The organism is Brooklawnia sp. (assembly GCF_032229645.1).
Classification (GTDB): Bacteria; Actinomycetota; Actinomycetes; order Propionibacteriales; family Propionibacteriaceae; genus Brooklawnia.
Genome location: NZ_JAVTWX010000053.1, coordinates 1 through 11932, shown reverse-complemented (window position 1 = coordinate 11932; position 11932 = coordinate 1). Strand labels below are relative to the sequence as shown.

General features: G+C 65.0%; 15 protein-coding genes and 2 pseudogenes. 11 read left to right on the top strand and 6 right to left on the bottom strand.

Annotation, left to right across the window (positions count from 1 at the left end; all coding sequences use genetic code 11):
* Positions 1-66: 66 nt before the first annotated feature.
* A pseudogene (locus tag AAFP05_RS03760) lies at positions 67-1328 on the top strand (IS256 family transposase).
* Positions 1329-1380: 52 nt separating this feature from the next.
* Here the strand turns inward: AAFP05_RS03760 and AAFP05_RS03755 are convergent.
* From AAFP05_RS03755 to AAFP05_RS03735, 5 genes are all read right to left on the bottom strand, one after another.
* A complete protein-coding gene (locus tag AAFP05_RS03755; protein WP_341728521.1) occupies positions 1381-2013 on the bottom strand; it encodes an MBL fold metallo-hydrolase in 633 nt (210 codons plus the stop codon).
* Positions 2010-2438: a DUF6069 family protein gene (locus AAFP05_RS03750; protein WP_341728520.1), complete on the bottom strand. Its 429-nt coding sequence runs from the start codon at positions 2436-2438 to the stop codon at positions 2010-2012. Before AAFP05_RS03750 ends, AAFP05_RS03755 begins: the two co-directional genes overlap by 4 nt.
* Entirely contained in the window at positions 2435-2968 is a 534-nt protein-coding gene (locus AAFP05_RS03745) for an SRPBCC domain-containing protein (protein WP_341728519.1), read from the bottom strand. Before AAFP05_RS03745 ends, AAFP05_RS03750 begins: the two co-directional genes overlap by 4 nt.
* Positions 2965-3540 carry a helix-turn-helix domain-containing protein gene (locus AAFP05_RS03740; RefSeq protein ID WP_341728518.1) on the bottom strand — a complete coding sequence of 192 codons (576 nt, stop codon included), beginning with the start codon at positions 3538-3540 and terminating at the stop codon, positions 2965-2967. The genes AAFP05_RS03745 and AAFP05_RS03740 overlap by 4 nt, the downstream gene beginning before the upstream one ends.
* Positions 3541-3620: 80 nt before the next feature.
* Positions 3621-4493 (bottom strand): hypothetical protein, encoded by an 873-nt coding sequence (locus AAFP05_RS03735; protein ID WP_341728517.1) that lies wholly within the window; start codon positions 4491-4493, stop codon positions 3621-3623.
* A gap of 186 nt (positions 4494-4679) precedes the next feature.
* On the opposite strand from AAFP05_RS03735, the gene AAFP05_RS03730 reads away from it, so the two are divergent.
* From AAFP05_RS03730 to AAFP05_RS03715, 4 genes are read left to right on the top strand one after another with little or no spacing between them, the layout of a single operon-like run.
* Entirely contained in the window at positions 4680-5063 is a 384-nt protein-coding gene (locus tag AAFP05_RS03730; protein WP_341728516.1) for a hypothetical protein, read from the top strand.
* Positions 5060-5557 (top strand): flavodoxin domain-containing protein, encoded by a 498-nt coding sequence (locus tag AAFP05_RS03725; RefSeq protein WP_341728515.1) that lies wholly within the window; start codon positions 5060-5062, stop codon positions 5555-5557. The genes AAFP05_RS03730 and AAFP05_RS03725 overlap by 4 nt, the downstream gene beginning before the upstream one ends.
* Complete coding sequence (locus AAFP05_RS03720) at positions 5554-6693, top strand: FAD-dependent oxidoreductase (protein ID WP_341728514.1); 1140 nt, start codon at positions 5554-5556, stop codon at positions 6691-6693. The genes AAFP05_RS03725 and AAFP05_RS03720 overlap by 4 nt, the downstream gene beginning before the upstream one ends.
* 59 nt (positions 6694-6752) lie before the next feature.
* Positions 6753-7163, top strand: coding sequence for a VOC family protein (locus AAFP05_RS03715; protein WP_341728513.1), 411 nt, complete (start codon positions 6753-6755; stop codon positions 7161-7163).
* A gap of 13 nt (positions 7164-7176) precedes the next feature.
* Here the strand turns inward: AAFP05_RS03715 and AAFP05_RS03710 are convergent, their stop codons facing one another.
* Positions 7177-7953 (bottom strand): helix-turn-helix domain-containing protein, encoded by a 777-nt coding sequence (locus tag AAFP05_RS03710; RefSeq protein WP_341728512.1) that lies wholly within the window; start codon positions 7951-7953, stop codon positions 7177-7179.
* A gap of 77 nt (positions 7954-8030) precedes the next feature.
* Between AAFP05_RS03710 and AAFP05_RS03705 the strand changes: the two genes are divergently transcribed.
* From AAFP05_RS03705 to AAFP05_RS03680, 6 genes and pseudogenes are all read left to right on the top strand, one after another.
* The gene (locus AAFP05_RS03705) at positions 8031-8537 is read left to right on the top strand and encodes a VOC family protein (RefSeq protein WP_341728511.1); all 507 of its coding nucleotides are present in this window, start codon (positions 8031-8033) and stop codon (positions 8535-8537) included.
* 106 nt (positions 8538-8643) lie between these two features.
* Positions 8644-9078 (top strand): hypothetical protein, encoded by a 435-nt coding sequence (locus AAFP05_RS03700; RefSeq protein WP_341728510.1) that lies wholly within the window; start codon positions 8644-8646, stop codon positions 9076-9078.
* Entirely contained in the window at positions 9075-9782 is a 708-nt protein-coding gene (locus tag AAFP05_RS03695) for a hypothetical protein (RefSeq protein ID WP_341728509.1), read from the top strand. Before AAFP05_RS03700 ends, AAFP05_RS03695 begins: the two co-directional genes overlap by 4 nt.
* 107 nt (positions 9783-9889) lie before the next feature.
* Entirely contained in the window at positions 9890-10636 is a 747-nt protein-coding gene (locus AAFP05_RS03690; RefSeq protein ID WP_341728508.1) for an ABC transporter ATP-binding protein, read from the top strand.
* Between the two features lies 1 nt (position 10637).
* Complete coding sequence (locus tag AAFP05_RS03685; protein WP_341728507.1) at positions 10638-11390, top strand: ABC transporter permease; 753 nt, start codon at positions 10638-10640, stop codon at positions 11388-11390.
* A gap of 218 nt (positions 11391-11608) precedes the next feature.
* Positions 11609-11932, top strand: a pseudogene (locus AAFP05_RS03680) (hypothetical protein); the annotation flags it as partial.

Sequence of the window (11932 nt, the reverse complement as noted above, 5' to 3'; positions counted from 1 at the left end):
GCACTCGATCACACACACCCGACACGACACCGGACACAGTCATGAAAGAGGGAGGTTGACGAGGCGATGATTGATCCCGTGACCGGGGAGATCATCGATCAGAAAGAACTCGCAGAACGCTTGCTCGCGCAAGCGAAGGAACAGGGCATGAGCTTGACGGGGCCCGGTGGCCTGCTCAGCCAGCTCACGAAGAACGTGCTCGAGTGCTCGAGACCGCACTGGAAGCGGAGTTGACCGAGCATCTCGGTCACGAACATGGTGGGACCCCGATCGCGGCGAACATGCGCAATGGGACTCGCGTCAAGACGGTGCTGACGGAGATTGGCCCGGTCGAGATCGAGGTCCCTCGGGATCGTGACGGATCCTTCGAGCCCGTCATCGTCCCGAAGCGCAAACGCCGGTTGGACGGGGTCGACCAGATCGTGTTGTCGCTGACCGCGCGAGGACTCACGACCGGGGAGATTGCCGCGCACTTCGACGAGGTCTATGGGGCGAAGGTCTCTAAGGACACCATCAGCCGGATCACCGAGAAAGTCACCGGCGAGCTCGCCGATTGGGCATCGCGCCCGTTGGATGCGCTGTATCCGGTGATCTTCGTCGACGCGATCGTGGTGAAGGTCCGTGACGGGCAGGTCCGGAACACCCCGTTCTATGTCGTGATGGGCGTCACCACCGCCGGGGAACGCGAGATCCTCGGGATCTGGGCTGGTGACGGTGGTGAGGGCGCGAGGTTCTGGTTGCAGGTGTTCACCGAGTTGAAGAACCGCGGCGTCGAGGATGTCCTCATCGCGGTCTGCGACGGCTTGAAGGGTCTGCCGGAGGCGATCAACACCACCTGGGAGCAGACGGTGGTGCAGCAGTGCATCGTGCATCTGATCCGCAACAGTTTCCGTTACGCGGGCCGGCAGCATCGGGACGGCATCGTGAAGGCGCTCAAGCCGGTCTATACGGCCCCGTCCGAGCAGGCGGCGAAGGACCGGTTCGAGGAGTTCGCAGCCGAGTGGGGACAGCGTTACCCGGCGATCATCCAGCTCTGGCGCAACTCCTGGGCGGAGTTCGTGCCGTTCCTCGACTACGACGTCGAGATCCGTCGGGTGATCTGCACGACGAATGCGATCGAGTCGATCAACGCCCGGTATCGGCGGGCGGTCCGAGCTCGCGGGCACTTCCCGAACGAACAGGCGGCACTGAAGTGTCTCTACCTGGTGACGCGATCGCTTGACCCGACCGGTGGCGGGAGGGCACGCTGGGTGATGAGGTGGAAGCCCGCACTGAACGCGTTCGCGATCACCTTCGCCGGACGGTTCGAGAGAACCACCCACCAATGAAAACCGCCGGACCCCACACACCGTTTAACGGACAGTCCCGATCGGGCTGACCCTAGATCTCGGAGTCCTCTGGTCGCCATGGCTCGTGTGCGTGTGTCATCCAGACCGCCTCGGGTTCGAGAGCACGGATGCGCAACTGCCCTTCGGTGGTTGGATCGTCCAGCTCACCGTGCCACACCACGGCGTCGCCAGCGATGACGACAGGATGCTGCCCCCGCTCGACCACGACGACCTGCGTGCCACGGGTGTGGCCCGGCGCTGGCAGCAGCCGCACCCCCGGCAACAGTTCGAGCTCACCGTCGACGGGAACATAGTTCACCCCTGGCGGATCGACCCATTCGGGAATCGTGTAGTCGGTCTCGCTGCGGGCATCGTCGAGCTCTTGGCGCTGAACATAGATCGGCTTACCCGGGAACAGGTGATTCCCACCGCAGTGGTCGAAGTGCAGGTGCGTGTTGACCACGATGTCGATGCTGTCCAGATCAACCTCGGGTTGCTCGTTCAGTGGGCGGATGTGCGGGTCGAGATCGGCAACGGCAGGATGGAGTTCGGTCAGTCCGGTGTCGACCAGCACTCTGGCTTGCGGGTGGTCGATGACGTGCACGTAGATCGGCATCTCCTCACCCTCTGCATGCAGGTCTCCGACGTGGACGGGCGTGATGGTGATCGTTATCGGCATGCTCATGCGTGTTCTTCCTGGGTCAGTGGCGATGCGGCGGATGGGGTGAACCGTCGTCCGAGGATCGGGATGACAATCGCTGCTGCGATGAGGTGGGTTGCGACGAGGACAGCCTTGGTAGCGATGTCATCGGGAAAGGCGATGGGCGGGATCAGCGACAGCACGGTGCCGATGGCGGCCACGATGATGAACCGTCTCCGATTGCGGAGAAGCCAAGCGAGCACGATGCCGATCCCTGAACCGACAAGACACCACAAGGCGAACGCCGGAAGCGGTATGGGCTCGCTTTGGACTTCGAGGCCAATTCCAAGGGCGCGAGCGATGGCCGCGACAGCGACAGTGCACACTGCCGCGATGAGCCCGGCGAGGAGACCAGGCAGGGCAAGCCGCTTGATACTGACGACCTGGCGACCGGGTGGTGCGATGGTCATCGTGCCACGGCCTCAGCGAAGTGGGCGGCGAGGCGATCCCAGATCGGGGTCGTGCTGGCGGCCATCTCGGCGAAGAACTCGTTCTCCCAGTCCGCGCCGCTGCCATAAGCGCTGGTCACGATGCGCACGACGCAGCTGCCCCCAGATGCCGCTTCGATGAGGAACTCCGTCGCGATCGGGGTCGTATTGGCCAGATCCTCATACACCTCCGGCAGTGACACGCCGAGGCTCGCGAACCACTCGACCATCCGCGGCGGGATGTCTTCGGGTCGCTCTGCGATGGGCCACGGCTCCTCGTAGGCGAATCGGACGTTGGGCGTGTAGTCAGTGACCACCCCGCTGGTGGTGAAATCCCCCAGATCGAACGCGACCTCGCCTCCGACCTGTGGATCGAGTGTTGTCGGCACCATCCACGAGGAGATTCCGTCGGCTGTTGCGATCGCCTCCCATACCTGCTCGGGGGTGGCGGGCAGTTCATAGCTGTGCTCCGCTCGATGTTCAACGCGTCCCACGTGTTCTGGTTCGGTCATGATGCGTCCTTCGGTTGGGGGTAGGACGAGATGGTCAGGCGATGCGGCCTGCCGTCGTCGTGGTGGTACTTGGCGGCCAGCGCCGCAACGGCCGCTTGCAGCTCGCGTGCGAATGCGGCGCGGTCCTCCGCGGAGGCAAACCCAACTGTGGCGTCAATGGTGAGTGTCGGCAGGCGCGTCCCCGGCGCCGCTGCGCTCGTGATCTGCCCGACTTCGGAGACCGTCCGCGCGTTGACGGCGATCAGATACGCGGCCGAGAGGCGATCCGCGACCCCGTCCGGGTCGATCACCGCGTGCTGCAGCACCCCGGGCGATACCACCAGACGACGAGCCACACGACGCATGAGGCGCTCGGTGATGCCACCCCAACTGCGCGTCTCTGCTGGTTCCACCAGCCCGTGTGCTTCCAGCGCCTTCAGGTGGTAGTTCACTTTCTGGCGGGTCAGCCCGACCGCTGTGGCCACTGTCGTCGCCGATCCGGGCTCCGCCAAGGCATCAAGGATCGAAGCCCTGATCGGGTCCAGGGCTACTTCCACGACCGTGGGGTCTGTCAGTACGCGAACATCTTCCATACCGCCGAATCTAGGCTTGACAGAAATCATTGTCAAGCCTAGATTCGCGACTACGCGATCATGCTCGTGCGCATCGAGCGTTACGTGGGGAGTGTGGAGCGGATGCCCTCGATGGTGGCCGCGGCGTGCGTCAGTCGGGCACGGAGCGCGGCGATGCGCTCCGCACTCCACTCGATGTCAGGATCGGGTTCTATGGCGGCGAAGACGATCCCAGCCTCTGCATGTGTTGCGGGGCTCCAGGCTGCCTTGCGGGTCGACCCGAAAGCGGCGCGCTCAGTGGTTTCGGTGACGGCGGTGGGGTCGGAGTATGCGTGGATGAGCATGCCCGTGGCCACGGCGTTGAGGGTCAGCGAGAGCTGCTCCCACGCCGTGCCGGTGGGTTCGCGCAGCCGATATCCGAGGAGTTCGGTCAGGGCGCGGAACGCCTGAGAGCGACGTCCGGTGAAGCGGCGCTCGGTGGCGGTCAGAGCGTCGGCGACGCGCGCCCGGAGCTCCCCGTCGAGGACGCCGATGTAGGCGGCACGCAGGGCGATATAGGCCCTCCAGTCGGCTGATTCCAGCATCGCCCGGAAGTCGGTGTCCATCACGACGCGCACGACTTCCACGGTCGCATCGCGTCGTCCCGGATCGGTATCGAGGTTGGCGAGGAGGTCATTGGGAAGCGATTCGAGAGCCTCGGCGAGGCCGGGCACGTCGCCGGAAAGGTCGGTGGCTTGGGCGATCCTGATGAGGAGGTCGGCAGCGAAGTGGCTCTTGGTGTGCCAGCGTCGGTAGGAGGACGTGCGTGAGACGCCTGCGGCCTGGATCAACTCCTCCATCTGCAAGTGTTCGAGGCTGAGCGAGAGCCCCTGTTCGGCGACGAAGCTCAAGCCCGCATCGAGCATTCGCTCCTCGGTCTCGGCGTCCGACAGTCGCGGACGCCGCCGCCGCTGCACTTGCATCTTGTCGGTCATGCGAGTTACTCTACCAGCAGTTTGGTACTGCAAATACCAAGTACCGATGCTTGGCGAGAAGAGGATCCCTTGGACACTGTGGCTGCCGTGCTCCGACACGTTCATACGGCGAGCTCGTGGCTCGTTCTCATCGCGGGATGCGTCGCGTCCGGCGTGCTGATCGTGGAGGCGGTTCATCGGAGCGCCATGAGGCGAGGGGGCCTCGCCCTCGGTATCTTCGCGCTCTTCGTCTACCTCCAAGTCGTGCTGGGCGTCTCGACTGCGCTGGTCAAGAGCGCCGATCACCAAGAACTCTTCGACGGCGACACGGACAAGACCTTTTGGCACGCCGCGCTCGGGGCCGGGGCTGCGGTTCTCGTGACGCTTGCACTGTGGATGCGCCGCAGAAACTGGCGCATTGCAGCGCTGGTCGTCGTGATCGCCGCGCTGGTAGCCCCGAGTCTGGGTCGGCCGATCCCACTTCTCCTGATCCTGGCCGCCTGCTGGGTGCTCGCCGAGGTCGCCTGGCGAAGGTCAGCGACCCGTCCACTGTTTGCCTCGCATCCCGATAGCAAGGAGGAGCACCGATGAAAGCCCTGATCGTCATCGAGACCTGCTTTGGCAACACCGAGCAGATCGCACACGCCATCGCGGACGGACTTCGCTCCGATGGCGCCGAGGTTCATACAGTCCAGGCGGACGACCCGTTCTCGCCCCAGGGTTTCGATCTCCTGCTGGTCGGTTCGCCCACGCACAGCATGGGTCTCCCGAAAGCGGCCACCCGTCAGCAGGCACGGACCAAGGGCGGGCATCCGAACAGCACCGGAATCGCGGAATGGCTCGATACGCTTCCAACCCTGGCCGGGCAACGCGTGGCCGGGTTCTCCACCGTCACCGGCGGGATCTTCTCCGGGTCGGCGAGCAAAGTGATCGAGAAGCACCTTCGCAGGCTGGGTGCCACGATCGACGGTCGCAAAGACTTCACGGTCCGCGGAACGACGGGTCCGCTCGCTGACGGAGAGCTCGAGCGCGCCAGAGACTGGGGCGTGCGGCTCGGGGGCCGCTCCGCCGAGCATCCGCGATGACGACTCGAATCGTCATCGTCGGCGCCGGCTACGCGGGATTGGCCGCCGCACGCGGTCTTGCGCGGCGCACCCACAAGGCGACGACCGTGACACTGGTGAACCAACGAGCAGAGTTCGTGGAGCGAGTGCGACTTCACCAGGCTGCCGCAGGACAAGACCGCCGACGGCTGGCGCTGACTCAACTGGTCGATGGTCGCGTTCGAGTTCTCGTTGGTACGGTCACGGCCGTCGACGCCGACCGGCAACACCTGCACCTGGATACAGCCCCCTTCCGTCTCGACTTCGATGTACTGGTTGTCGCGGTGGGCAGCGGCCCATCGCCTTCACCCATTCCCGGCATGGACGGCATTGCCCACACTGTCGCGCGTCCCGATGCTGCGGACCGGTTGCGAGCCGCCCTCGATCAGTTGCCTCAGGGGGCGATCGTCAACGTCGTGGGTGGCGGTTTGACCGGCATTGAGCTCGCGGCCGAACTCGCCGAGTCCCGATCTCACCTCGACGTGCGCCTGCTCACCACGGGTTCGCTTGGGCACTGGCTGTCGCCTCGCGCACGCGCACACCTCGGAGCCGGGATGGAGGGGGTCGGCGTGAAGGTCTACGACCACACACACGTGACGCGTGTAGAAGACGGCGTGATCCACACTGCAACCGGGAGGCGCGTCACATCCGATCTGACGGTGTGGGCCGGCGGCTTCACAGTGCCACCCTTGGCGACCGAAGCAGGAGTGGCCGTCGATCACACCGGCAGAGTAATCGTCGACGATCAACTGAGGTCGGTCAGCCATCCGAATATCTTCGCGGTGGGCGACGCCGCCGCGCGATCGAGGAGAGGCGTTGCAGGCCGGATGTCGTGCCAAACGGCCCTACCGATGGGTGCGATGGTGGCGCGGGTCATCGCGACTGACTTGCGAGGCACAAGCGTCACCGCGCCGCCCTCCCGGTATTTCTGGACCAATATCAGTATCGGTCGCCACGACGCCGTCACACAGTTCACCCGCGCAGACGACACTTCACTTCCGGTGGTACTCACCGGAACGGCGGCGGCAAGGTTCAAGGAGTTCATCACCCGCTCGACCGTGTTCGCCCTCGGCGGAGGCATCCGCTCGATCGCAAGCGAGCCTCGCGGGGCAGGGTGATGCGGATCCCTGCCGGGTGTCTGCTCGGCGACAATCGCATTCAGTGTTAGGAGGTGCTCATGGCTCACTTGAAGGAAGTCGTCGTTGACGCGTGGCATCCGGTTGCCCTCGCGAGGTTCTGGGAGGAGGTGCTCGACGACTTCTGGGTCGCCCCGTATGACGACGAAGAGATCGCGCGTCTCGCCAGCATCGGCCGCACCCCCGAGACCGACCCATCGGTTGCTCTCGTCGGCCCGGCGCTGTGCATCTACTTTCAAGAGCCGGAGCGGTCGATGGACCATCAAGGCAAGCTCCACTTCGACATTGTCGGTGGTCCGAGGGCCGAAGTCACCCGCCTGGTCACTCTCGGGGCTGAGATCGTGCAAGTCCACGCGCGCTACACGAAGATGCGAGACCCTGAGGGCAACGAGTTCTGCGTCCAGGACCCGGCCGGCACGGATTCCAGCACCGACCTGAGCGTCGAACGATGATCCCCCGCGAACCTCACGATGACTCAGCCCGGTAGCCGCTGGGGGTGAAGCCAAGCACACCGCGGAAGTCGCCGGTGAGGTGGGCGTGGTCGGTGTAGCCGAGTTCGGCGGCGATCGTCGCGAGGGAGGAGTCGGGGTGTTCGCGCACCAGCTGAGCGGCCTCCTGTAGCCGCCTGCGGCGGATGATGGCGGCGGGTGGCAGGCCGATGTATCGGTGCGTCATGCGTTGCAGTGTGCGCAGCGACACCGCGAGCCGGGTGGCAGCCTCGGCGGGGGTGTTTGCGCCGCCCTCGCCGATGAGCACTTCCGGCATCATGTTCGCGTGCCGAGCAACCGCTGAGACCTCACCTGCACGGTCGATGAGCCATTGCGCGAAGACTTCGACTGCTCTCTCACGTCGGTTGCTTGCCGTTCCCATCGCCGTGACAACCTTCTCGTACAGAGCGGGCGCATTCAGGGTTTGCTCGGTATCGACGAGCGCAGTCGGATTGGTTGACAGCACCCCTACGGCTGCGGGGCGTAGCAGCGCACCCACGGCCCAGCCACTACCTTGCAGCTTCCGTTCACCCACCCGCGTCGTCGCGCCGGTGAGCGTTACCCCGTACGGCTCGACGACGAGGTTCAGTGCGGGATAGCTGACGACCGTCTGAGGTGACACGACACCGGGTTCGAGGTTCCACTCCGGTATCCAGAACCACTGCACCAGATCTTCCGCAGCGCGTGGAGGCGCGAGGCGGTGGAAGGCAGGCAGTCGCGAGGGAAACAGCACCCCGCGCGAGGGATCGAACATAGCTCCAGCGTAGGTGAGCGGACGATGTGGCGCGCATCTCCAAGCGGCCGGCACTGTGACGATCCTACGGTGGCTGCATGACTCAGAAAGAAACGCCGAGCCGGGGCGTCACCGGCACATTCACCACCCAGGGTAGGCCCAACAGCATGACCTCGCTGACTCCCTTCCTCGCGCTGACAGATGCCGCTGGCGCGATCGAGTTCTATCGCGACGTGTTCGGCGCCCGTGTCATCGACATCACCGAGATGAATGGTCAGGTGGTTCACGCCGACCTCGACTTCGAACTCGGCCAACTGCAAGTGGGGGTCCCCAGCCCCGAGTACCACCTTGTGCCACCACCGGAAGACGACAAAGCCTGCTACTCGCTCGGGCTCTACGTTCCCGACGTCGATGCCGTCGTCGCGCGCGCGGTTGCGGCCGGCGCGATCGTTCGCGAAGAACCGTCGACCTTCGTCTCGGGCGACCGCTACGCCAGCATCCGGGACCCGTTCGGTGTGCGCTGGTCGGTCATGACCCGCATCGAAGACCTGTCCGAGGAGGAGAGTTCCCGCCGGGTCGCGGAGTGGGCCGCATCGTTCGCGTAATGCCAGCCGCGCCGCCTGACGTGCCGCAGCGTCTGCCCGTTCCACGCTTTCCTGGCGGAGCGTAAACTCGGGGGTGACAAGGGTTGTGGACGAGATGAGGTCTGGCGTGACCACCTACAACGATTTGCTTGGCAGCGGAGTATCCGACTGGGGTGGCGTTCTGGCGCACCGGAGCGACGCCGCAACGATCGATGCCGTGAGTGCCAGGTTCGTGGAGGCGGGAGTTCCCGTGGAGCTCGTGGCCGACACGCTGCGAGACGGTGGGGCTGCGCTGCATCGGGCGGCCACATCTGGCCGTTCGGACTGGATGGTGCCGTTCGGCGGTTTGCTTGCGGTGGCGCTGTTGGCCGGGGAGGTCGCTGCGTATTCTTCCCACCTGGTTGCTCGTGCTTCTGCCGTCCGCTCGGTTGCGGTGGACTCACTGCTCGAAGACTTCAGCGCCGTGTCGGTAGCGGCCGAACTCGGCGTGTCTCGACAAAAGGTGTATGAGATCGCCCGCGGCGGCGCGCGGCTGAGAGACGCAAGAGCGAACCGGCCATGACCAGTCAGTCCGAGGGAATGGGTCTCCCCGCATCCGACGCACCGTTACACCCGCTCGATATCGAGCAGGCGCGAGGCTATTACCTGGTTGCGATGCTTCTCCGGTTCTTCGTGTCTCCCACGGTCCTCCTTTCCGCGATGCTGTTGCTGTGGACGGTGAGCAACAATGCGCTGACGCCTGTCGTAGGGCCGATCATCGGGTTGACGCTTGTCGCCTACGTCGAACGAAGGTTCAGAACGGATGCTTGGGCATACATCCCGCGTCGGCGCCAGGACCTCGGCCGAGACGAACCGATCGGTCTCGCGTTGCTGGTACGCAGCGTTGAGGTCGCTTTTCTTGCCGGGACGGTGACGAGTTTCGTGTCCAGCGTGGGAGTTCGCCCGGTGCCGACGCGAGTCGCTTCCATCGCGCTCGGCCTGCTGCTCGGGCTGATCTTGATCGCGGTTGCGGCGCTGCTCTGGGATCGATCCGCACCCCGCGACCACCGCTTTGCGCCCGCACCCACACCAGTCGGCACCCTCGCCACAACGTCGACCCTCATCGTCGTTACCCTCGGTTCCGTCACCCTCGCCCGCCGGATCACCGTCGACATGCCCGAGACCTTGATCGGCTTCGCAATCCTCGCGGGTGCCACCACGCTCTGGCTGCTCCTGCGACTGATCCCCGCGCGGGTCCGCTGCCTCCCCGCCGGCATCGACCTTTGAACACCCTCGCGTCACCCCAGGGTTGACAATCGCGAGAGAGCGTGGTTCACTGATGTCAACCCTGGGATGACACTCGTCTTGGGGTGCCGAATCGAGGTGATCACACCATGCCAGTCATCAGCGTTGAATCGCTTCGCAAAACCTTTGGCGAGGTGGTTGCGATCGACGACCTCACCTTTGACGTGAACGAGAACGAGATCTTCGGGATTCTCGGCCCGAACGGTGCCGGAAAGACCACGACCGTGGAGTGCATCGCCGGCATGATCGCCCCTGACGGTGGTCAGGTGTGCGTATTGGGCGCTGACCCCGCCCGTCAGCGCCAGTTCGTGCGCGAACGCGTCGGGTATCAGCTCCAGTCGACCGCCTTGCCACCCGCGTTACGGGTCGGCGAAGCGATGGAGCTCTTCCAGGCGTTCTACGACTCGCCCGCCGATGTCGGAGCATTGCTCGACTTGGTTGGCATGACCAGCGAGCGACGTCGACCATTCGGGAAGCTCTCCGGTGGTCAGAAGCAGCGACTTTCCATCGCACTCGCACTCGTCGGACGGCCCCAGATCGCCGTGTTCGACGAACTCACCACGGGCCTCGACCCGCAAGGGCGCCGGGATGCATGGCACCTGATCGAACAGATCAGGGCCCAGGGGATCACGATCGTTCTCGTCACCCACTTCCTCGACGAAGCCGAGCGGCTCTGCGACCGGATCACGGTCATCGACAAGGGGCGGTCGCGGTTCATCGGAACCCCCCGGGAGTTGATGGAATCGACCAGCACCGACCAGGCGACCGCCCACCGACTCGAAGACGCCTATCTGCGGCTGCTCGACCACGAAAACGCCGACACAGGGACGGTGTGACATGCGACCCACGATGGCCCTCACCCGGGTCGAGACACTGCTATTCCTCCGCAACCCGACCAGCATCTTCATGGCGCTGCTGCCAGCCCTGCTGCTCTTGCTCCAGGCCTACGTCATCCCCGGAACCAGGAACCCGATCGGTGGCTCCGACCCGGCATTCGCTGCGCTTCGACCCATCGACTTCTTCGTACCGGTGGCGATCAGCGTGGCAATGACCAGCATCGCCATCACCAACTACCCCTCCTCGGTCGGCTCGTACCGAGAGACGGGCATCCTGCGTCGCCTCGGCGTCACCCCCGTCGGCGCACACCGAGTACTGCTCGCACAATGGGCGGTCAGCGGCCTGTCCCTCGCCTCCGCCGTTGCGCTGACACTCATCGTCGCCTGGCTCGCCATCGGCACCACCACGCCACGCAACCCGGTCGTTGCAGTGATAACCGTCGTCGTCGGCACAATCGCAATGATGTCACTCGGCTCGGTCATCGCAGCGATAGCTCCCAGCGCGCAAGCCGCCTACGGGCTCGGCTTGCTCGTGTTCATGGCCGCAATGTTCACCGCCGGGGTGTGGACACCCGGCCCGCTGATGCCAGATGCGATCCGCACCTTCTCCGCATACACGCCCATGGGAGCGATGACACAGGCACTCACGGATGCCTGGTACACGGGCACCGCATCCCTCACCCCATTCATCGTGATGACCGGCTGGGCACTGCTGACCAGCGTCTTCGCGGTGAGGGTGTTCCGATGGACATAGGCGGCCATCAGCTCCGATAGCGGACCGACACGCGAGATGGGCAACCGTGCTACAACGGGGTCCGACTCCAGAATCGGCGACGCGGCACTGAACAGCACCAGCACACCGTCGGCGATCCCTGCCCGCCCTCGTGCGGCACACCGGCTTGACCGACGGGAGCACCATCTTCCGGCCGACGGTGCGCACCTGCTTCTCACACGAGAGGCCAGGAGGTCGCCATGCCCACGTTCTTCGATTCGACTGCCGACGCCGCCGAGGCGTCCGAGGCCTTGCGGGGCTTGGCCCACGCGAGCCGGGGCTTCGATCAGCCCGCCCAGATGTATGGAGTGATCGGTGACCTATCCTCGGGGATGCGGTCACTGCGGCAGGCGCTCGACCAGATCGCCGATGCTCACGAGCGCAAGGCCGCGCACGCGTTCAACGACGCCGGCGACCACGAGGCAGGAGCGCGAAACGCACTCGCTGCTGCGGAAGAACTGCGTCAGGCAGCGAACCTCGTCGACCGGGCGTACGACCGGCTCGCGGAAGGGTTCATCGCCGCC